We start from the raw sequence: 20,752 nt of genomic DNA on the forward strand, positions 1-20,752 counted from the left end.
CGTCGCGGCCCGCTGGTGCGGGCTCGATCGGGAGTCTTCAGCTTGAAGCGCGCTTCAAGTCAAGGGCCGTGGCGCGCCGGGGAGCGACGGGAACGCGTGACGTCTGTGCGGCGGCATCCGCCTGTGCGGCAGCGTCCGTCGCGCGTCTGGTCCGCCATGGGACCATGTGACATAGTACTGACCGTGATCGGGCCCGGCGGGGCTCGCCGCGGCGCTCGCGGCAGCGGCGCGCGGCGTACGCGTCACACTCGTCGACGCGGCCCCCGAGGCGGGCGGCCAGTTCTACCGGCAGCCCGCCGCGGCACTCGGCGCACGGCGCGCGCGGGCCATGCACCACCAGTGGCGCACCTGGCGCACCTGGCTGCGGCTGCGCGAAGGACTCGACCGGCACCTCGCGGCCGGACGCGTCAACCATCTGGCCGATCACCACGTGTGGTGCGTGGAGAAGGAGTCGGAGGGGTTCACCGTGCACGCCCTGCTCGGGCACGAGCAGGAGCGGCCGGTCGCCGTGCGGGCCCGCGCCGTGCTTCTGGCGACCGGCGGCTGCGAGCGGGTGCTGCCCTTCCCCGGCTGGACGCTGCCCGGGGTCGTCACCGCAGGCGGCGCCCAGGCCATGCTCAAGGGCGGACTGGTGGTGCCGGGGCGCAGGGCGGTCGTGGCCGGGACCGGGCCGCTGCTGCTTCCGGTCGTGACCGGGCTCGCGGCGGCGGGGGTGACGGTCGCCGCGCTCGTGGAGTCGGCCGGCCCGAGGGCCTTCGTACGGTGCGCCGGGGCCCTGGCCGCCCAGCCCGGCAAAGGGGTGGAGGCGGCGGCGTACGCGGCCCGGCTGCTGCGGCACGGGGTGCGGATCCTTGCCCGGCACACCGTGGTCGAGGCGCAGGGCACCGACCGGCTGAAGGCGGTGACCGTCGCCGCGCTCGACGCAGGCGGACGTGTCCGGGCCGGCACCGCGCGCCGTGTCCCCTGCGACACCCCCGCCGTCGGGCACGGCATGCTCCCGCACACCGACCTAGCCGAAACCCTCGGCTGCCGCATCGACGGGACCAACGTCGCCGTCGACGACGAACAGCGCACCGACGTCCCGGGGGTCTGGGCGGCGGGCGAGGCCACCGGGATCGGCGGCGCGGCGCTCGCCCTCGCCGAGGGGCACATCGCCGGGCGGTCCGGCGCCGCGCGGCTCGCCGGTGCCGTACCCGATCCGCGGGGCTGGGAGCGGGCCGCGCGGCGCCAGGCGGCGCTGCGCGCGTTCTTCGCGGGGCTCGACAACGCGTACGCGACGCCTGTCCGCTGGGCCGAGGCCGGTACGGCGGTCCCGTGCGCCCGCCGCGCATGCCGCTGCTGCCCGAGCAGGAGGCCGCCGTGCGCGCCGCCACGGAGAAGGCCGTCGCGGCAGGGCTCGCGTAGAAGGGAGGCCGGTCATGCGCAGCAAACTCGTCCTGCACGCCGTCGACTCCCACACCGAGGGCATGCCCACCCGGGTGATCACCGGCGGCATCGGCGCCATCCCCGGCGCCACGATGAACGAGCGGCGCCTGTGGTTCCGTGAACACCGCGACGACGTCAAGCAGTTGCTGATGAACGAGCCGCGCGGGCACGCGGCGATGAGCGGTGCGATCCTGCAGCCGCCCACCCGTCCCGACTGTGACTGGGGCGTCATCTACATCGAGGTGTCCGGCTGTCTGCCGATGTGCGGGCACGGCACGATCGGGGTGGCGACCGTGCTCGTGGAGACGGGCATGGTGCAGGTCGTCGAGCCGGTGACCACCATCCGGCTGGACACCCCGGCGGGCCTCGTCGTCGCCGAGGTCGCGGTCGAGGGCGGCGCGGCCGCGGCCGTCACGCTCAGGAACGTGCCGTCCTTCTGCGTGGGCCTCGACCGCAAGGCCACCCTGCCCGACGGGCGCACGGTGACCCACGACCTCGCGTACGGGGGCAACTTCTACGCGATCCTGCCGCTGGCGGAGTTCGGGCTGCCGTTCGACCGCGCCCGCAAGGACGACATCCTCGCGGCCGGGCTCGCGCTGATGGAGGCGATCAACGCCGAGGAGGAACCCGTCCACCCCGAGGACCCGACGATCCGCGGCTGCCACCACGTCCACCTGTACGCGGCGGGGGCCACCGCCCGGCTGTCCCGGCACGCGATGGTCATCCACCCGGGCTGGTTCGACCGTTCCCCGTGCGGTACGGGTACCAGCGCGCGCATGGCGCAGCTGCACGCGCGTCGCGAACTTCCCCTGCACACCGACTTCGTGAACGAGTCCTTCATCGGGACGCGGTTCACGGGGCGCCTGCTCGGGACCACTGAGGTCGCCGGCCGTCCCGCTGTGCTGCCCAGCTTCACAGGGCGGGCATGGGTGACGGGCACGGCACAGTACCTTCTGGACCCGGAGGACCCGTTCCCGGCGGGGTTCGTGCTGTAGTCACCTGCCGCAGTCGCCCGGTACGGGAACGCCGGAGCACTGGGACACTGGTGCTGCGTGACATTGCACCCTTCGAGGAGACAGAAACACCATGGCCGCCCCGCGCCCCAGCTCGCCCTCCCCCGCTCCCGCCCTGCCCAGGCTCGGCGGCAAGAAGAGCAATTACCGCGAGCGGGTCGCCGACGCCCTGCGGGCCGCGCTGATCGCGGGCGAGCTGCGCCCCGGCGAGGTGTACTCCGCGCCGACGCTCGCCGCCCGCTTCGGCGTCTCGGCGACCCCGGTGCGCGAGGCCATGCTCGACCTGGTCAAGGAGGGCCTGGTCGACACCGTCCCCAATAAGGGCTTCCGCGTCACGGAGGTCTCCGAGAAGCAGCTCGACGAATACACCCACATCCGCTCCCTGATCGAGATCCCGACCACCGTGGCGCTGGCCCGGACGGCCGACCGGGTCTCGCTGGAGGCCCTGCGCCCGGCCGCCCGGGAGATCGTCACCGCCGCGGCGGCCGGGGACCTCATCGCCTACGTCGAGGCCGACACCCGCTTCCATCTCGGCCTGCTGGCCCTCGCCGGCAACGCGCACCTCGTCGAGGTGGTCGGCGATCTGCGCAAGCGGTCGCGTCTGCACGGGCTGACCGCGCTCGTCGAGGCCGGCCGGCTGCTCGCCTCCGCCCAGGAACACCTCGAACTCCTCGACGCCCTGCTGGAACGGGACGAGGACGCCGTACGGACGGTGATGACCCGTCACATCGGACATGTCCGCGGCCTGTGGGCGGCCCACGGCCGGGACCAGGACCGAGCGCGCGACTGACCACGCCCGCGCGGCCCCGTCCGCGCCCGGGCGATCCTTGAGGAGGCCCTCGAGATCACCCCGTTCCGCAAACTCCTCTACAGCTGCCGACGCCTACGGGATCCCCGAGTTCTACCAGCTCGGCGCGCCGGCCTTCCGGCGGGGCCTGGCAGAGTTGCTCCAGGACCGGGTTGACGCCGACGAACTGAGCCCGCCCGACGCGCGGCGGATCGCCGCGTGGACGGGCCGCGACAACGCCTGCCGCGTGTACGGGCTGCCCCGCTGAGATTCACCGCTGCGGGGTCAGGTGCCGCAATCCGTTCTCCAGCAGCGCGAACGCGTGTTCAGCGTCAGCCACCGCACCCGCATAGCGCTCGTCGGCCGGCTCCCCGTACGCCAGCCGTTCGGCGTTGTCCTGTGCCAGCGCCCAGTGGACCGCGACGATCTGGACGGCAGCCAGCCGCGCGGTGAGTTCCGGAGTCTCCGCCGTTTCCCGCAATGCCTCGGCGAGTGCGCGTTCGGCGCCGGTCTTGAACCGTTCCATCCGGGCCACCAGCGAGGGCGCGTCGAGGATCATCCGGAGGAGCCTGCGCACCTCGGGATGGTCGTTGAGCCCGGTGAACGGGTCCCGCTCGCGCAGCCCCCTGAGGAAGTTCTCGCGCACCGCGGCCAGCGGGGCGGTGCCGGGCGGGCGGGTCCGCACGACGCGGGCGATCTCGGTCTCGTGGTCGGCGAGGCGGTGCACCACGAGGTCCTCCTTCGCCGGGAAGTAGGCGAAGAGCGTGCGTTTGGACACTTCGGCGGCCTCGGCCACCTGGGCCACCGAGACCTGGTTGAAGCCGTGTTCGAGGAACAGCGTGATCGCCGCCTCGGAGATGGCCGCGCGGGTCCGCTGCTTCTTTCGTTCCCGTAGTCCTGGCTTGCCGTCCACGACGCCCACGGTACCAGAGATTTGCACTCTGAGGATTTCTGCACCTGGTATACATATAGCCCTGGACGAAAACGAGAGGGAGTGACGGTGTTGACGGAGCGCACGACCGAGGTCGTCATCGCGGGCGCCGGCCCGTCCGGACTGGTGCTGGCGTACGAACTGGCCCTGGCCGGGGTCGAGACCCTGGTGCTGGAGAAGCTGCACCAGCGCATCCAGCAGGTGAAGGGCGGCGGGATCCAGCCCCGGACCGCCGAACTGCTTCAGTCGCGCGGGCTGCTGGCGCCGCTGCTGCGGCGGGCCACACCGCGTGAGCCGGTGGGCGGGCACTTCGCGGCCCTGCCCGTGCCCCTGGACTGCACCCCCTGGCAGACCAGGCACCCCTTCCCCATCGCGATCCCTCAGTGGGAGATCGAGGAAGTGCTCGAGGAGCGGGCGATCGCCGTCGGCGCGCGGATTGTGCGCGGCACCGCCGTCTCAGAGATCGAGTCGGACGACGACGGTGTGGTCGTAACGGCGGACGGCCTCAAGGTGCGGGCCCACTACCTGGCGGCGTGCGACGGCGCGCACAGCACGGTGCGGAAACTGCTCGGGCTGCCGTTTCCCGGCAGGCCCGGGACGCACCAGGCGGTGGTGGCCGACATCCGCCTGTCCGCCGTGTCGTCGCTGGTGCCGCAGCAGATGGGCCATATGAGCAGCCTGACCCGTCACGCGGGCGGTTACTGGGCCATGCTGGTCCCTCTCGGCGGCGACCGGCACCGGCTCACCTTCGGGCGCGGGGACCAGGCGGACACCACCCGCGACCTCCCCGTCACCCACGAGGAGATCACCGCCGCGCTGCACGCCGCGTACGGCCCCGAGACCACCCTCGGTGCCGTGGACAACGCGTCCCGGTTCACCGACGCCACTCGGCAACTGGAGCAGTACCGCGCGGGCCGGGTCCTGTTCGCGGGCGACGCCGCACACATCCACCCCCCGCTGGGTGGCCAGGGCCTGAACCTCGGCATACAGGACGCGTTCAACCTCGGTTGGAAACTGGCCGCGGCCGTCCAGGACCGGGCGCCGAGCGGCCTCCTGGACAGCTACCACGCCGAACGGCATCCGGTCGGAGCCCAGGTCCTGCATCACACGTCGGCGCAGCGGGTGCTGGCAGATCCGAACCCGAGCGAGGACGCGGCCGCGCTGCGTGACATCTTCATCGACCTGCTCCGCCTGCCCGATGCCAACCGCCACCTCGCGGGACTGGTGTCCGGCCTCTCACTGCGCTACGAACTGCCCGGCGAGCATCCGCTCACCGGACAGCGGATGCCGGACGCCGACCTGGTCACCGAGGCCGGCCCCACCCGGCTGTCGACGCTGTTCGGCTCGGGGCACGCCGTCCTGCTCGATCTGGCCGGAGCCGTCCCGGCCGACTTCACACTCCCGCCACGGGTCGACCTCGTCCGTGCCGCCTGCACCGACGACCTGGGCGCCGCTGCCCTGCTCATCCGCCCCGACGGCTACGTGTGCTGGGCCGCGGCCGGCTCCGCCACCGGCGACCATTCGCTGCTCACCACCATCGCCGGCCACCTTGCGAAGGCGCACTGAGCCGGGTGCCCACCACGCCCTGACCGCACTCGCCCCTTACGCGGAGTGCTCGCGAGCCGGGGCGTGCCGGCAGCGCACGGCGACGGCCGCGATGTCGTCGTCGAGCCTTCCACCGCTGTAGTGGAGCAGGTCCTGATGGAGCCGGTCCAGCAGCTCGCGGGGCGGCGTCGGGCCGTGCTGCCGCATCCACTCCGGCAGCGGGAAGAACGTGCCGGTTCGATCCCGGGTCTCCGTGACGCCGTCGGTGTAGAGCAGCATCTGGTCGCCCGAGGCGAAGGCGATGGTGTCGACGTAATAGTGGTTCCCGAGGAGCGTCGCGAGGTTGAGGGGTGGCGAGGGGAGGCTGGGTTCGAGGACCTGGATCTCCCCGTGCCGCACCAGCACCGGTGGCGGGTGCCCGCAGTTGAGGATTCTGGCGTGCCCGCTGTCGTGACGGATCTCGGCGATGAGGGCGGTGGCGAAGTGCTCCGGCCGGTCCTGGGCGGGTGTCGCGGCGCTGTAGCGGGCCAGACTGAGCTCCAGGCGATGGATGATGCCCATCAGGTCGGGCTGGTCGTACGCGTTCTCCCGGAAGCAGTTGATCACCGCAGAGGCCGCCCCCACCGCCGACAGCCCCTTGCCCCGCACGTCGCCGATGAGCAGCCGGACCCCGTACGGCGTGTCGACCGCCTCGTAGAAGTCACCTCCGATCCGGGCCTGCTCCTGGGCAGCCAGATACAGCGACTCGATCTCCACGTGCTGGATGCAGCGCGGCAGCGGGCGCAGCAGCACCTTCTGGGCCGCGTCGGCGACGAGCCGGATCTGGAAGAGTGCCTCTTCCCGCTGAAGTCTGAGGTGGCTCGCATACGCGGCCGCCAACGTGACCGCGACGATCGCGGCAGCCGTGTAAGGCGTCCCCAGGTCGGAGTAGACGAAGCTGAGCCCGATCATCACCAGCAGGCAGAACGCCCCCAGCAGGACCGTCGCGAGCACGGGCCACATCGCGGCGGCGAGCGCGGGTGCCGCGGGCAGGAGGCGGCTGAAGGCGATCTGCCTCGGAGTGGCGAACGCCAGACTGGCGACGAGGACGGTGAGGATCACCGGTGACAGCAGTATGGTGTCCCGCCGGCCACTGTACGGAGGGCGGCGGCGCCGGAGCCGTCCTGACTTGATCACAAAATGCATACTATCGGGGCGAAGCGGACACCGAGCCGCGTTGGGCACGCGGCCGATCAGCCGCATCGAATCCCGTGCTGCGGCCCGCGGCGCCCCTCCGGTGAACCGTGCCTGCGCCCGTCGCCCGGCGCTCCGCCCGGCTTCGGGACCGACTCCCCGCCGCTCGCCGGGTATCCGGGTATCCAGAGACTCAGCGTTTACGTAAGGTGACGCGCTGCAAGCCGGGACAGCGACCAACCCGGGCACAGAAGCCGACCGCGCCGACGCTCGGGCTTGATTCCTTCGCGTACCGCTGCCAGGCTCCCAACCCGGGCCGGATGTGGATCTCGGTGACCGTGTGGCTTCTGTCCGCGGTTCCCCCGACCGCCTCAGGCGCCCGAGGAACAGGACCCGACAGCGACTCAGCGAGTGACCGTGACGACCGACAACGACGAGTGGACTCCGCGTTCCGCGGGCCGGATGCGGGCAACTCCCTCGCCGGGGCTGACGGTCATCGGGCAGTTCCGGCCGCGCGCGGCCGTATGGACGGCCGTGGCAGGCATCGCACTGTTCGCGCTGGTCGGCGCGAGCGCGCCGAACCACAACACACTCAGGGCGCCGATCACCTGGCTCCGGTTGCCCGCCATGCCCGGCGCCGTGTCCGCGGCGGTCACTTACGCGGCCATCGTGCTGTCGTGTCTCGGGACGCTCGGCCTTCTCCGCGCGCACGGGCGGGGCTGGAGGCCACAGCCACGGCTGCTGTTCAGCGCCGGCGCACTCGCCGTGCTCGTCGTCGCCAACCTCACTCCGGTCGGCTCCTCCGACATGGCCAGTTACGCGGCGTACGGCCGTATCGCCGCGCTCGGCGCCGATCCGTACGTGACGACCCCGGCCCAATTGGGAGGCGCCTACGCCCACCTGGTGAGCGAGGGGTGGCGGTACACCCCGTCCGTGTACGGGCCGGTGGCAACGTGGTGGCAGGCCGCTGGGGCGTTCGTCGGCGGTGATCGGCCGTGGCTGACGATATGGGCGCTGATGCTCGCCAACGCGGCCGCGTTCCTCGGCACCGGCTATCTGCTCATCCGCACGGCCGACGATCCGGTCCGGGCCGGACTGCTGTGGATCGCCAACCCGCTCCTGATCGGCGTGCTGGTGGCGGGCGGGCACCTGGACACCATCATCGCGTGTCTGACCGTCTGCGCGATCCACTTCGTCCGCAGGGCCACCCGATGGCACCACGACCTGATCGTCGGGGGGCTGGTCGGCCTGGCCTGCGGTGTCAAGATAAGTGCCGCCCTGCTCGGCGTCGGACTGGTCTGGCCGCTGCTGCGGGCGGGCTCCTGGCGACGGGCCGCCCGGCTCACGTGCGCGGCCGCGCTGACGCCGGCCGTCCTCTACAGCGCGTACGGTGTGCACGCCCTGGCCCCGCTCTCCGCGGCCTCGCGACTGGTCTCCACACCGTCGTTGTGGGCGGTGTTCGAGAAGTTCGGCGCCTGGTTCCTGGGCCCTCGTGGGGCCGCGACCGCCACCGGTGTCCTGTGGCCCGTCGTGATGCTCGCGCTGGCCTGGGCGCTGCACCGCCGCGTCCCGGCGGACTCTCCCGCCGTCGTCGCGGTACCGTTCGCGCTCACCTTCGCCTGGGTGCTCGCAGCACCGTGGACGATGCCTTGGTACACGGCTGTCGCCTGGGCATCGGCGGCCTTGTTCCGCTCAGGCCGCCTCACCCGGTACCTCGTCGTGACCACCGCGCTCCTGGCCCTGTCCCACAACAGCGGCGGTCACGGCTGGACCCTTTGAGCCAGTGGGATGTCGCGGACCATTGCCGGCGCGGGAGTTCGCCTCAGGGTTGCCGCGCCGGCCGTCGGCCGCAGCCCCGTCCCGGTCCTGCCGGGACGGGACGGGGCGGGTTCAGCGAGGGGAGGGGACCTCTCTCGCCGAGCCCGGTGCTCCCCCGCCTCAGCCGCCCACGTAGTCAGCGAGGTGCCGGCCGGTGAGGGTGGAGCGGGCGGCGACCAGGTCGGCGGGGGTGCCCTCGAAGACGATGCGGCCACCGTCGTGGCCGGCGCCGGGGCCGAGGTCGATGATCCAGTCGGCGTGCGCCATGACGGCCTGGTGGTGCTCGACGACGATGACCGACTTGCCGGAGTCGACGAGCCGGTCGAGCAGCCCGAGCAACTGCTCGACGTCGGCGAGGTGCAGGCCGCTGGTCGGCTCGTCGAGGACGTAGACGCTGCCCGATCCGGCCATGTGGGTGGCCAGCTTGAGGCGCTGCCGCTCACCGCCGGACAGGGTGGTGAGCGGCTGGCCGACGGCGAGGTAGCCCAGCCCGACGTCGGCGAGCCGGTGCAGGATGGCGTGCGCGGCCGGCGTGCGCGCCTCACCACTCCCGAAGAACTCCGCGGCCTCGGCCACCGGCATCGCGAACACCTCGCTGATGTCGCGCCCGCCGAGGCGGTGGTTCAGCACCGACGCCTGGAACCGCTTCCCCCCGCACTCCTCGCAGGTGGTGGCGACACCGGCCATGATCGCCAGATCGGTGTAGATGACGCCGGCGCCGTTGCAGTTGGGGCAGGCACCCTCGGAGTTCGGGCTGAACAGTGCCGGCTTGACGCCGTTGGCCTTCGCGAACGCCTTGCGGATCGGGTCGAGCAGGCCCGTGTACGTCGCTGGGTTGCTGCGCCGGGAACCCTTGATGGGAGACTGGTCCACCGTCACCACGCCATCGCGTCCGGCCACCGAGCCGTGGATCAGCGAACTCTTGCCCGAGCCGGCGACCCCGGTGACCACGGTGAGCACGCCGAGCGGGATGTCGACATCGACGTCGCGCAGGTTGTGGGTGTTCGCGCCACGCACCTCCAGCACACCGGACGGCTTGCGCACCGACGGCTTCACCGCGGCCCGGTCGTCCAGGTGCCGTCCGGTGAGCGTGCCGCTTGCCCGCAGTCCCGCCACCGTGCCCTCGAACACCACCTCGCCGCCGGCCGTGCCGGCCATCGGGCCGATGTCGACGACATGGTCGGCGTACCGGATCGTCTCCGGCTTGTGCTCCACGACCAGCACGGTGTTGCCCTTGTCGCGCAGTTGCAGCAGCAGGTCGTTCATGCGCTGGATGTCGTGAGGATGCAGGCCCACGGTGGGCTCGTCGAAGACATAGGTGACGTCGGTGAGCGCGGAGCCGAGGTGGCGAACCATCTTGACGCGCTGCGCCTCACCACCGGAGAGCGTGCCCGTCGACCGCTCGAGCGAGAGATAGCCCAGACCGATCGAGACGAACGAGTCGAGGGCCTGGCCGAGCACCGTCAGCAGTGTGGTGACCGACGGCTCCTTAAGGTCGCGGATCCACGCGGCCAGTTCGCTGATCTGCATCGCGTTGGCGTCGGCGATGCTGATGCCCTTGATCTTCGAGGATCGGGCAAGCTCGCTGAGCCGGGTGCCGTGGCACTCGGGGCAGATGGAGAAGGTCACCGCCCGGTCCACGAAAGCACGGATGTGCGGCTGCAGCGCCTCCTTGTCCTTGGACAGGAACGCCTTCCGGACCCGCGCCAGCAGGCCCTCGTAGGTGGTGTTGATCCCCTTCACCTTGACCTTGACCGGGTCCCGGTGCAGGAAGTCGTGCAACTCCTGGTCGGTGTACTCGCGGACCGGCTTGTGCGGGTCGAGGAAGCCGGACTCGGTGAACGACTGCACCACCCAGCTGCCGGGCTTCCAGCCGGGGACGGTGACCGCCCCGTCGGCGAGCGACTTGGAGTCGTCGTAGAGCTGGGTCGGAGTGATGTCGGTGACGGTCCCCATGCCCTCGCAGCGCGGACACATGCCGCCGACGACGCTGAAGCCCTTCTCGATCGTCTGTCCGTTCACGACGAGCGTGCCGGACGCGTCAGCCGTGGCGACGTTGAAGGCGTACGCCTTCTGCGAGCCGATGTACGGCTTGGCGAGCCGGCTGAACAGGATGCGCAGCAGGGCGCCCGCGTCGGTGGCGGTGCCGACCGTGGAGCGGGGACTGGTGCCCATCGGCTGCTGGTCGACGATGATCGCGGTCGTCAGCCCCTCGAGGACGTCGACCTCGGGCCGTGCCAGTGTCGGCATGAAGCCCTGTACGAAGGCGCTGTAGGTCTCGTTGATCAGCCGCTGCGACTCCGCGGCGATCGTGTCGAACACCAGTGAACTCTTGCCCGAGCCGGAGACTCCGGTGAACACCGTCAGCCGACGCTTCGGGATCTCCACATGGACGTTCTTGAGGTTGTTCTCACGCGCACCGTGCACGCGGATCAGGCCGTGGCTGTCGGCGACATGCAACGCAGGCGGCTGTGTGTCCGTGCTCGTGCCGACGGTCATCGGGTTCCCCCCGTGTGTGGTAGCGGCACGCCATCGGCATGCGCGGTGATGACGAACTCCTGGACTTCCCCGCCCATGACATCAAGCCTATCCCTGCAACAGCGATTGAGAGTTTGGGCTGAAAACCCGCAGGAGAGATGCACTAAAGTCTCAAACCGTGGAGTATCTGCGTCCCCATGACCTCGCCCGCGAGCACGGCATCTCGACCCAGGCGGTCCGCAACTACGAGCGGGACGGGTTCATCCCGCTCGCCGAACGCACCCCGAGCGGCTACCGGACCTACACCGAGGTGCACGCGGCGGCCCTGCGCGCCTATATGGCGCTCGTCCCGGCGCATGGTCACGCCGTGAGCGGGCAGATCATGAGGTCCCTCAACACCGGCGAACTCGACGCCGCGCTGACGGCCGTCGACCGCAGTCACGCCCAACTGCTGGGCGACCGGCGGACGCTGGACGCCGTCGGACAGGCCGTCGAGCACCTGACCTCCGGCCCGGACACCGGCCAGGACACGACCGACCCTGCGCCGGCGAGCACAGAGACCCTCAGCATCGGCGAACTGGCGCACCGCTTGGGCGTCACCGCGGCGACCCTGCGCAACTGGGAGACGGCGGGCATCCTCGCCCCCGACCGCGAGCCGGTCTCCGGACACCGTGTGTACGGCGCCTCTGACGTCCGCGACGCCGAGCTCGCCCACCTCCTCAGACGAGGCGGCTACCCGCTGGAGCGCATCTCCACCGTCGTCCAGCAGATCCGTACGGCCGGCGGCACACAGGCGCTGTCCGCCGCTCTCGACGACTGGCGGCGCAGACTCACCGTCCGCGGGGTCTCCATGCTCGACGCGGCCGTCCAGCTCTCCCACTACGTGGCTCGCCTCGACATCGCCCCGGCCGATCGGTTCATCCGTGCCGGGGCTGCGGCGGAGCACTGAACGGTTCCCCGATGCGGCTACGTGATCATCGCGGAGAACCGGGCGTGAACGTGACGGGCAGGCGCTGGGGGCCGCGCAGGCCGCCCGGCCTCCATCGCAGCTCGTCCGGCGGCACCGCCAGGGCGAGACCGGGAAGGCGGCGCAGGGCGGTTCCGATGGCGACCTGGCCCTCCAACCGGGCCAGCGGCGCGCCCAGGCAGTAGTGGATGCCGTGCCCGAACGCGAGGTGGGGGTTGTCGCGACGGGTGATGTCCAGACGATCGGGGTCCGGGAACCGCGCCGGGTCGCGGTCGGCGATGGCGGAAGCCACCAGCACGGTGGCGCCGCGCGGGATCGTCACGCCCGCGATCTCGACGTCCTCCCGCGCGAAACGGGCGATGCCGGGGCTGACCGGTCCGTCGTAGCGCAGGAACTCCTCGATCGCGTCCGGCAGCAGCGCCGGATCGTCCCGCAGCAGCTGGAGCTGGTCCGGGTGGGCGAGCAGTGCGGCGATGCCGCCGCCGATCAGGTTGACCGTGGTGATGTATCCGGCCACCAGCAGCAGGAACGCCGTGGCGATCAGCTCTTCCTCGTCCAGCCGCTGCTCCTCGTCACGAGCGGTGATCAGAGCGCTGAGCAGGTCGTCTTCAGCGTCGGCACGCTTGGCCTCCAGAAGCTTGGTCAGGTACGCGCGCATCTGCTGCCACGCACCGTCGACCACGGCAGGGTCCGGCGGCTCGGGTCCCCGGAGGATCATGTCGTCGGTCCACCGCTGGAAGTCGTACCGGTGCGTCGTGGGCACCCCGAGCAGCTCGCTGATCACGGTGACCGGAAGCGGCAGCGCGAAGTCCGCGACGAGGTCCGCGCGGCCTTCCTGCACGATCGCGTCGAGCAGCCCGTCGGTGACGGCCTGGACGCGGGGCCGCAGCTCGGCCACCCGGCGCGCGGTGAAGGCCTTCGAGACCAGCCGGCGCAGGCGGGTGTGGTCGGGCGGGTCCGCCCGGAGCATGTTGCGCAGCATGGACTCGCGCTCCGTCGCGGGCAGCTGCCGCAGGAGCCGGGGGTCCGACGCGTCGCGGACGTCGCTGCTCAGCCGCGGGTCGGAGAGCGCGGCGAGGCCGTCCTCGTAGCGCGTGACCAGCCAGGCCTGCAGGCCGCCGGCGATGACCGCGCGCCGCACCGGGCCCTCCTCGCGCAGCTGCCGGTAGAACGGGAACGGGTTTGCCACGAAGGCCGGGTCGGCATAGGGAAGGAGGATCGGCTGCTCGCTCATCGTGGTCTCCCGAAGTGCGTCGAAGTGCTTCACGAAACGTCTGGGGCGGCCACGGACTGTGTGGCGGATTCAGCACATTTTGGAGATATATATGCCCCAATATGTGAGGCTGTCGTGCACGCCGAGGGGAGGACCCCATGGAGCGGACCATGTGCTGTGTGGTGGGCGGCGGCCCCGCCGGAATGGTCCTCGCCCTGCTGCTGGCCCGGTCCGGCGTGGACGTCACCGTCCTGGAGAAGCACGGCGACTTCCTGCGCGACTTCCGCGGCGACACGGTGCATCCCTCGACCCTGACCCTGCTGGACGAGCTCGGCCTCGCCGAGCGGTTCGCCCGTCTGCCGCAACGGCGGGTGACGACCCTGCAACTGCCGATCGGCCGGGACCGTTCACTGATCACCGTCGGGGACATCGGCGCGCTGAGGGGCGCGTACAACTACATCGCCATGGTGCCGCAGTGGGACCTGCTCGACCTCCTGGCGGACGAGGCCCGACGGGAACCGTCCTTCTCGCTGCGGATGAACACCGAGGCGACGTCCTTCCTGGTGGAGCACGGAAGGGTCACGGGGGTGCGGTACCGCACGTCCGACGGCCGTACCGGGGAGCTGCGGGCCACCCTCACCGTCGCCTGCGACGGCCGGGGCTCGCTGGCCAGGGCACTGCCCGAACTGCGGCTGCGGCAGTTCCCCTCCCCCATGGACGCCTGGTGGTTCCGGCTGCCGCGGCGGGAGGACGACCCGCACGGGCTCGTGGGAGGCGTCGGCGACCGGTTCCTCACGGCCATGATCGACCGTGGGGACTACTGGCAGTGCGCCGCGCTGATCCCCAAGGGAACCGATGGCCGGCGCCGTGCGGCCGGCCTGGAGCGGTTCACGGCCGACTTCACGGCCGCCGTACCCTGGCTCGCCGACCGTGTGCACACGCTGCGGTCATGGGACCAGGTGAAGCTGCTCGACGTACGCCTGGACCGCCTCAGGCGCTGGCACCGCCCGGGTCTGCTGTGCATCGGCGACGCTGCCCACGCCATGTCGCCGGTCTTCGGCATCGGCATCAACCTGGCCGTGGAGGACGCCGTGGCCGCCGCGCGGCACCTCGTCGAGCCGCTGCGCGCGGGCGCGGTCGGCCTGCGTGACGTACGGGCCGTGCAGCGCCGCCGCCGGCCCACCACGGCCGCGACCCAGGCGCTGCAGCGGGCCGCCCATGCCCGGGTCATCGAACCGCTGCTGGCGGGCCGCCCGCCCTTCGGCAACCCCGGGCGAGCACAGCGCATGGCCGACCTGCTCACCACCTCGCGGTGGCTGAATCGGGTGCCGGCGTACTTCCTCGCCTATGGCGCCGTACGCGAGCGGCCGCCGGCTGCGGCGATTCGCTGAGGGACGGTTCGGCCTCCGTCGAAGCGGAGGGGCACCGCCGGCTCCCGCACGAGCGAGTCGCCGGGTGAGTCGCCGGGTGAGCAAAAGGCACTGCGCCGGGGGCGGTGTCAGCGCCCGGGATTCCGTTCACCGGCGGGACCGGTCAGGGCTGGTTCGGGGCGGTGGATGCCGCGCGGGCGGTAGCCGAGGAGGTCTGCGAGGCCGAGCAGATCGGCGAGCAGCCAGACGATGGCGAGCCACGTCTCGGTGCCCTGGAGCCCCGGGTCCCGGCCGGGGCCGCTGCCGTCGGGCGTGGGGCCGAAACCGAAGCCCTGCCCTGGTCTCCAGCGCGTGAGTGCGGCGGCCGGCTGCGTCGCCGCCCAGGCACGCGTCTCCTCGCCGCGGTGGTCGGTCTGCCGGCCGCAGAGCCACAGGGGGTTGACGACGTCCAGGACGTTGCAGGCGTTCTCCCGGCCGGGGGCGAAGAACCGCCGGTCGCGGGCGTGGTCGAGGACGGTGTCGATGACCCGCTCGGCGTACGGCACCGGCAGGCCGAACCGGGCGAAGGAGCCGCGGGTGAGCCGGTAGTGGCCGTTGACCGTCTGCAGGCGCCCGCTGTGCGGGGTGGGCGAGCCCCACATGCCGGTCCAGGCATCGACGTGGGTGTGCGGCCAGCCGAAGAGCGCCTCCACCGCCCCGGGCGCGGCCGGTTCCGCGCCCTGCCGCAGGTTCCAGTGTGCCGCGGTGGCCCAGGCGTCGACCCACGCTCCCGCGTGCCAGGCGCGGTCGCGCCAGGGCAGTGCCGCCAGACGCTCGACAAGACGGTCCGCGGTGGCTCCCCGCACGGTGTGCACCGGGTGGGCGAACGAGCTGCCGAGCGGGTCGAGTGCGTAGCCGACGCACAGCACGTGGTAGACGGCGGCCCCGTCGTCCGGAAGCCCGGCCGGCGGCGGCGCCTGCCCGTACTCGTGGACCAGACCGGTGGCGGCATCCTGCAGGGCCCGCAGCCGTGCCATGTGCTCCGCGGCGGGCAGTTGCGGCGGAGCCTCGTCGAGGAGGAGGTCGGCGATCTCCACCGCGTCACAGAACGCCCGCACCGTGGGCCGGGCGCCGGGCCGGTCGACGTACCGGCCGTCCTCCGGCAGCCAGCAGCAGGCCAGCAGATCGGCCGCCTGCGCACGAGCCGTCTCGGCGAACGCCGACACCTGCCCGGCGAGCGCCGTGCCCGCGCGCGGGGCCGCACCGCGCGCGTCGCGGCGGTCGCGGGTCCGGCGCGCCGGGTTGCCGGCCAATGACGGCGGTCGTTGCCGCTGTGACGCGTCGAAGCAGGCAGCCTCACTTCTGGCTTCCGTCAGCCGGCACCGGGGCGGGCGAGCCCCTGGTCGTAGGCGAAGATCACGGCCTGGACGCGGTCGCGGGCACCGATCTTGGCCAGGACGCGGCCGACGTGCGTCTTCACGGTGGACTCGGTCACGACGAAGCGGGCGGCGATCTCGCCGTTGGTCCAGCCCTTGCCGATGGCGACGAGGATCTCGCGCTCGCGTTCGGTGAGGGCGGCCAGTCGCGGGTCCTCGCCCGGGTCACCCCTCTTGATGGGCACGTGCCGGGCGTACTCGTCCAGGATGCGACGGGTGAGGGCCGGCGCGATCACCGCGTCGCCGCCGGCGACCGCACGGATCCCGGCGAGGAGTTCCTCGGGGCGCGCGTCCTTGAGGAGGAAGCCGCTGGCTCCGGCCCGCAGGGCGGCGTGCACATACTCGTCGACGTCGAAGGTGGTCAGCACGAGGACACGGGAACGCCCCCCGGCCTCGGCGATCCGGCGGGTGGCCTCGATGCCGTCCATGCCGGGCATCCGTACGTCCATCAGGACGACGTCGGGGCGCAGTTCGGCGGTCTTGCGGACGGCCTCGGAGCCGTTCGCGGCCTCGCCGATCACCTGCGTCTCGGGAATGGAGTCGAGCAGCACCCGGAAGCCGTAACGCTGGAGTTGCTGGTCGTCGACGACGAGCACCGTGGTCACCGGGTACCTGCCTGAGGTGTCAGGTCGAGGACGGCCTCCACGGCCCATCCCCCGTCGGCAGCGGGTCCGGCACTCACGGTCCCTCCGTACAGCGCCGCACGTTCGTGCATGCCCACCAGTCCGTGTCCTTCCTCGTTCCTTGGTTCGGGGTGTCCGGCCGGCCCGTTGTCGCGGATCCGGATGACGAGCCGTTCGTCCTCGACGACGACCGAGAGGTTGACCAGGGTGCCGGCGCCGGCGTGCTTCAGGGTGTTGGTCAGGGCTTCCTGGACGATGCGGTAGACCGTGAGCTGCATGCCCCGGTCCAGGGCGTCCACCTCGCCGACGGTCCGGTAGACGATCTCCAGTCCTGCGGTGCGTACGCCGTCGCACAACGTCTCGATGTCCGCGAGGCCGGGCTGGGGGCTGAGTTCGGGTGTCTGGCGGGCGCCGTCCGACGCCTCGCGCAGGACGCCGAGCACCCGGCGCAGCTCGCCGAGAGCCGTCCGGCCGGTGTCGCCGATGAGCTGGAGCGCCTCCTTGCCACGTTCGGGTGCGGTGTCGGTGGCGTACGCGCCGGCGTCGGCGAGGGTGATGATGACGGACAGGTTGTGGCCGACGATGTCGTGCATCTCCCGGGCCACCCGGGCGCGTTCCGTGGCGGTCGCGAGTCTGATGCGCTGGTCGCGTTCCGTCTCCAGCCGCGCCGCCCGCTCCCGCAGCCCCGCGAGCTGCGCCCGCCGGGTGCGCACCGTCAGGCCGACCGCCAGGGCCGCGGTCGCCGTGCTCAGCAGGAAGAACAGGGCGTCCCAGACGGACACGGCCGGCGACACGCGTACCGCGACCAGCACCATCCCCGCCGCCATCACCGCGCCGGCCCACGGCAGCCGTCGCAGCTGCCCGTGCAGGGTCAGGCTGTACAGGGCGACGAACAGGGCGACGTCCGCGCGCAGCGCGGCACCCAGCGACCACTGCAGGACGAAGACGACGGCGATGGCGACGAAGGTCGCCAGGGGCCGGCGCCGCCGCCACAGCAGCGGCAGCACCAGGCCGGCCTGCAGGGCCAGCACGGCCGCCAGGGGAAGCTGGGTGAAGGCGAACCGGAACCTGTGCCGGCCGTCGCCGTCCCCGTCCCCCGAGCCGCCGTGGTGCAGCAGGTCCGGCAGGCAGAACATGAGGAAGACCAGCGCCGCCACCGCGGTGTCCAGCACCCACGGATGGGTGCGGTCCGCCTGCCGCAGCCGGTGGCCGGCCCGGGCGAGCCGGGCCGCCAGCGGTCCCGTTCCGCCGGTGTCCCCGGCGGAGGTGGTCGTCGTCGTCAAGGTGGTCACCTGCCCATGGTGCAGGCCGTCAGACGTCGCTGCGCACCAGCCGGTACGCCGCCCCGGCCAGTGCGAGCACCGTCCAGCCGAGGAAGACCAGCAGCCCGGCGCCCGGCGACAGCGTGGTCGAGTCGTGGGTCAGGGCGAACATCGACTCGCCCGCGTTGCTCGGCAGGTAGGGGCTGATGTTGTCCTGCCAGGAGCTGGGCAGCAGGGAGATCAGCCCGGGGACCAGCATCAGGGAGGCGACCAGCACCGAGATCCCGCCGGCCACCGACCGCAGCAGCGCACCCAGGGCGGTGCCGATCACGCCGACCAGACCGAGGTAGAGCCCGGCGCCCAGCAGGCTCCGAACGGCTCCCGCGTGCGTCAGACTCATCGCGGCGGGGGTGCCGGAGACGATGCCGCTGCCGAACCCGAATGCGACGAACGCGCCGAGGGTGCCGACCACCAGCGCGACCAGCCCGAACACGGCCGCCTTCGACCACAGCACCGGCAGTCGGCGCGGCACGGCCGCGAGCGTCGAGCGGATCATGCCGGTGGAGTACTCCCCCGCCGTGACCAGCACGCCGAGCACGCCGAGGGCCAGCTGGGCGAAGTTGGTACCGAAGAGGGACAGGCTGACGGCCGTCGCGGTGGCGAAGTCCCGGTCCCGGTGCGGGGAGCCGATGCCGGACTTGTAGTGGTTCGCGGCGATCAGTCCGAAGGCGACGAGGAAGAGCAGGCCGAGGCCCAGGGTGATCCAGGTCGAGCGCAGCGACCACAGCTTGGCCCACTCCGAGGCCAGCACACGCCGTCCCGTCACCCGGTAGGCGGGGCGGGCCGGGGCGGCCGGGGACGTCTCGACGGTCGCGGTGAGCGTGCTCATGCGGTCCTCCCGACGGTCTCAAGGGTCTCGACGGTCGCGGAGCCGTGGTACTCCACGGCATCCCTGGTCAGGTTCATGAACGCCTCCTCCAACGACACGGTCCGCGCCGTCAGTTCGAACAGCGCGATCCCGTGCTCGGCCGCCTTCAGACCGATCTCCCGGGCACTCACCCCGCTCACCTGAAGCTCCTCGGAGCCGGCCCGGCCCGTGATCTCAACCCCCGGAGCGGCCAGTGCCTCCCGCAGCCGTGCCGGCTCCTGGGTGGCCACCTGCACCATGTCGCCGCCCGCCTCCCGGACCAGGTCCCGCACGGTGGTGTCGGCCAGCAGCCGCCCGCGCCCCACGATGATCAGATGGTCCGCGACCAGCGCCATCTCGCTCATCAGGTGAGACGACACGAACACGGTCCGTCCCTCGTCGGCGAGCGCCTTCAGCAGGTTGCGGATCCAGAGCACGCCCTCCGGGTCGAGCCCGTTGACCGGCTCGTCCAGCATCACCGTCTGCGGATCGCCCAGCAGCGCCGCCGCGATACCGAGCCGCTGCCCCATCCCGAGGGAGAAGGCACCGGCCCGCTTCTTCGCCACACTGCCCAGCCCCGCCATTTCGACGACCTCGTCGACCCGGCGCCGCGGAATCCCGTGCGTCAGCGCGAGCGCCAGCAGATGGTTGTAGGCCGAGCGGCCCGGATGGATCGACTTCGCCTCCAGAAGCGCCCCCACCTCCTGCAGCGGCGCCTGGTGGCGGGCGTAGCGGTTTCCGTTCACCGTGACGGAGCCGCTGGTCGGGGCGTCGAGTCCGACGATCATGCGCATGGTCGTGGACTTCCCCGCGCCGTTGGGCCCCAGGAAGCCCGTCACCGTGCCCGGCTTCACGGCGAAGTCCAGCCCGTCGACGGCCGTCTTCTCCCCGTACCGCTTGGTCAGCTGCTGTGCGTCGATCATGCGGGTCTCTTCCTGTCGGAACCGGCGCCCGTCTATCGCCTTGACGCCTCACCGACAACGCTAGGAGGCGAAACACCCCGATCCGGTGGTACCGCGGACCGATCCACGCCCGCGGGGTCGTACCGCGGTACTACGCTCCACTGCACCCTCGGTCTCACCGTTCAGGTCGCGCTCAGGCTCGGCGTCCCATCGTGCGGATCATGACCGCAAGGCACGTCCTCGACGACCGGCCCCTCACCGTTCTACTGGGCGGCCGTACTCGCCACACCGGCACCGCCGCGGGCGACCTCACCGCCACAGCCGGCCTCGGTTACCTGGGCTCGGTCGCCCAGTTCGCGGCGGCCATCCGCGCACCCGCCCTGGCCCACCGCCTCAGCACCCTCAACGCGGTCGCCGCCTTCTGGACCGCGTACGTCATCACCCGCCCCTCGGCGCATCCCTCGCCGACTGGATGGCCCTCGGCCACGCCCGCGGCGGCCCCGGCTTCGGCCTGGCGCCGGTGGGCACGACGGCGCGGGCTCGGACTGCCGCTCGCGCGGCGCCCGGCCCATGCCGTCGGCGGCGAGGTGTCCCCCGATCCGGCGTGCACCCGCGGGGCACGCTTCGTGGCGCGAAGTGCGCGAGGGCGACCGCGGCGATGACCAGGCCGAAGAGGACCGCGGACAGCCAGTAGCCGAAGTCCGTCCGCTCGGAGACCAGGTCACCGGCGGCGGTGCCGAGAGCGAACGTGAACAGGACGGCGAGCCCATAGAACGACTGCGGCCCGTGGTGTCGATGGTGTGGATGGACAGCGTCCGCTCGCGTGAGCGCATCCTGACTGCCACGCGGCATCCGCCGCCCCGCCGTCCGCGCCCGAGCAGCATGGCGCCATGACACCTCCTGGCCACGGCCTTCTCATTGCG

15 protein-coding genes and 4 pseudogenes are annotated in these 20,752 nt (G+C 72.0%); 9 read left to right on the forward strand and 10 right to left on the reverse strand.

Annotation, left to right across the window (positions count from 1 at the left end):
* Nucleotides 1–187: 187 nt before the first annotated feature.
* From AB0N14_RS13075 to AB0N14_RS13090, 4 genes and pseudogenes are all read left to right on the forward strand, one after another.
* A pseudogene (locus AB0N14_RS13075) lies at nt 188–1,297 on the forward strand (FAD-dependent oxidoreductase); the annotation flags it as partial.
* Between the two features lie 121 nt (nt 1,298–1,418).
* Nucleotides 1,419–2,420, forward strand: a complete 1,002-nt coding sequence (locus tag AB0N14_RS13080) for a proline racemase family protein (RefSeq protein ID WP_366025727.1) — start codon at nt 1,419–1,421, stop codon at nt 2,418–2,420.
* 91 nt (nt 2,421–2,511) lie between these two features.
* Nucleotides 2,512–3,228 carry a GntR family transcriptional regulator gene (locus tag AB0N14_RS13085; protein WP_366025728.1) on the forward strand — a complete coding sequence of 239 codons (717 nt, stop codon included), beginning with the start codon at nt 2,512–2,514 and terminating at the stop codon, nt 3,226–3,228.
* A gap of 12 nt (nt 3,229–3,240) precedes the next feature.
* A pseudogene (locus tag AB0N14_RS13090) lies at nt 3,241–3,493 on the forward strand (amidohydrolase); the annotation flags it as partial.
* Nucleotides 3,494–3,496: 3 nt separating this feature from the next.
* Here AB0N14_RS13090 and AB0N14_RS13095 read toward each other — a convergent pair.
* Entirely contained in the window at nt 3,497–4,138 is a 642-nt protein-coding gene (locus AB0N14_RS13095; protein ID WP_366025729.1) for a TetR family transcriptional regulator, read from the reverse strand.
* An 81-nt stretch (nt 4,139–4,219) separates the two neighbouring features.
* On the opposite strand from AB0N14_RS13095, the gene AB0N14_RS13100 reads away from it, so the two are divergent.
* The gene (locus tag AB0N14_RS13100; RefSeq protein WP_366025730.1) at nt 4,220–5,722 is read left to right on the forward strand and encodes an FAD-dependent oxidoreductase; all 1,503 of its coding nucleotides are present in this window, start codon (nt 4,220–4,222) and stop codon (nt 5,720–5,722) included.
* A 36-nt stretch (nt 5,723–5,758) separates the two neighbouring features.
* Here AB0N14_RS13100 and AB0N14_RS13105 read toward each other — a convergent pair whose 3' ends face one another.
* Entirely contained in the window at nt 5,759–6,802 is a 1,044-nt protein-coding gene (locus tag AB0N14_RS13105) for a PP2C family protein-serine/threonine phosphatase (RefSeq protein WP_366025731.1), read from the reverse strand.
* Nucleotides 6,803–7,291: 489 nt separating this feature from the next.
* On the opposite strand from AB0N14_RS13105, the gene AB0N14_RS13110 reads away from it, so the two are divergent.
* A complete protein-coding gene (locus AB0N14_RS13110) occupies nt 7,292–8,653 on the forward strand; it encodes a hypothetical protein (protein ID WP_366025732.1) in 1,362 nt (453 codons plus the stop codon).
* 159 nt (nt 8,654–8,812) lie between these two features.
* Here the strand turns inward: AB0N14_RS13110 and AB0N14_RS13115 are convergent, their stop codons facing one another.
* Complete coding sequence (locus tag AB0N14_RS13115) at nt 8,813–11,191, reverse strand: excinuclease ABC subunit UvrA (RefSeq protein ID WP_366025733.1); 2,379 nt, start codon at nt 11,189–11,191, stop codon at nt 8,813–8,815.
* A gap of 157 nt (nt 11,192–11,348) precedes the next feature.
* On the opposite strand from AB0N14_RS13115, the gene AB0N14_RS13120 reads away from it, so the two are divergent.
* A complete protein-coding gene (locus AB0N14_RS13120) occupies nt 11,349–12,119 on the forward strand; it encodes a TioE family transcriptional regulator (protein WP_366025734.1) in 771 nt (256 codons plus the stop codon).
* 25 nt (nt 12,120–12,144) lie between these two features.
* On the opposite strand, the gene AB0N14_RS13125 is transcribed toward AB0N14_RS13120, so the two are convergent.
* Nucleotides 12,145–13,371 carry a cytochrome P450 gene (locus AB0N14_RS13125; protein ID WP_366025735.1) on the reverse strand — a complete coding sequence of 409 codons (1,227 nt, stop codon included), beginning with the start codon at nt 13,369–13,371 and terminating at the stop codon, nt 12,145–12,147.
* Nucleotides 13,372–13,508: 137 nt separating this feature from the next.
* Between AB0N14_RS13125 and AB0N14_RS13130 the strand changes: the two genes are divergently transcribed.
* Complete coding sequence (locus AB0N14_RS13130) at nt 13,509–14,741, forward strand: FAD-dependent oxidoreductase (RefSeq protein ID WP_366025736.1); 1,233 nt, start codon at nt 13,509–13,511, stop codon at nt 14,739–14,741.
* Between the two features lie 107 nt (nt 14,742–14,848).
* Here AB0N14_RS13130 and AB0N14_RS13135 read toward each other — a convergent pair whose 3' ends face one another.
* From AB0N14_RS13135 to AB0N14_RS13155, 5 genes are read right to left on the reverse strand one after another with little or no spacing between them, the layout of a single operon-like run.
* Nucleotides 14,849–16,012, reverse strand: a complete 1,164-nt coding sequence (locus tag AB0N14_RS13135) for a hypothetical protein (RefSeq protein ID WP_366025737.1) — start codon at nt 16,010–16,012, stop codon at nt 14,849–14,851.
* A 59-nt stretch (nt 16,013–16,071) separates the two neighbouring features.
* Nucleotides 16,072–16,740 carry a response regulator transcription factor gene (locus AB0N14_RS13140; protein WP_366025738.1) on the reverse strand — a complete coding sequence of 223 codons (669 nt, stop codon included), beginning with the start codon at nt 16,738–16,740 and terminating at the stop codon, nt 16,072–16,074.
* Complete coding sequence (locus tag AB0N14_RS13145) at nt 16,737–18,041, reverse strand: sensor histidine kinase (RefSeq protein WP_366025938.1); 1,305 nt, start codon at nt 18,039–18,041, stop codon at nt 16,737–16,739. Before AB0N14_RS13145 ends, AB0N14_RS13140 begins: the two co-directional genes overlap by 4 nt.
* Before the next feature lie 28 nt (nt 18,042–18,069).
* Entirely contained in the window at nt 18,070–18,909 is an 840-nt protein-coding gene (locus AB0N14_RS13150) for an ABC transporter permease (RefSeq protein ID WP_366025739.1), read from the reverse strand.
* Entirely contained in the window at nt 18,906–19,850 is a 945-nt protein-coding gene (locus AB0N14_RS13155) for an ATP-binding cassette domain-containing protein (protein ID WP_366025740.1), read from the reverse strand. The genes AB0N14_RS13150 and AB0N14_RS13155 overlap by 4 nt, the downstream gene beginning before the upstream one ends.
* Before the next feature lie 240 nt (nt 19,851–20,090).
* On the opposite strand from AB0N14_RS13155, the pseudogene AB0N14_RS13160 reads away from it, so the two are divergent.
* A pseudogene (locus AB0N14_RS13160) lies at nt 20,091–20,352 on the forward strand (hypothetical protein); the annotation flags it as partial.
* Nucleotides 20,353–20,462: 110 nt separating this feature from the next.
* Here AB0N14_RS13160 and AB0N14_RS13165 read toward each other — a convergent pair.
* Nucleotides 20,463–20,653, reverse strand: a pseudogene (locus AB0N14_RS13165) (hypothetical protein); the annotation flags it as partial.
* Nucleotides 20,654–20,752 lie beyond the last annotated feature (99 nt).

This window comes from Streptomyces sp. NPDC051104 (genome assembly GCF_040682835.1).
GTDB classification, from domain to species: Bacteria; Actinomycetota; Actinomycetes; order Streptomycetales; family Streptomycetaceae; genus Streptomyces; species Streptomyces cynarae.

Coding starts and splice junctions, on each gene's coding strand:
- AB0N14_RS13115 (WP_366025733.1), bottom strand. CDS start 11,191: ATGACCGTCGGCACGAGCACGGACACACAGCCGCCTGCGTTGCATGTC.
- AB0N14_RS13155 (WP_366025740.1), bottom strand. CDS start 19,850: ATGATCGACGCACAGCAGCTGACCAAGCGGTACGGGGAGAAGACGGCC.
- AB0N14_RS13080 (WP_366025727.1), top strand. CDS start 1,419: ATGCGCAGCAAACTCGTCCTGCACGCCGTCGACTCCCACACCGAGGGC.
- AB0N14_RS13125 (WP_366025735.1), bottom strand. CDS start 13,371: ATGAGCGAGCAGCCGATCCTCCTTCCCTATGCCGACCCGGCCTTCGTG.
- AB0N14_RS13130 (WP_366025736.1), top strand. CDS start 13,509: ATGGAGCGGACCATGTGCTGTGTGGTGGGCGGCGGCCCCGCCGGAATG.
- AB0N14_RS13085 (WP_366025728.1), top strand. CDS start 2,512: ATGGCCGCCCCGCGCCCCAGCTCGCCCTCCCCCGCTCCCGCCCTGCCC.
- AB0N14_RS13150 (WP_366025739.1), bottom strand. CDS start 18,909: ATGAGCACGCTCACCGCGACCGTCGAGACGTCCCCGGCCGCCCCGGCC.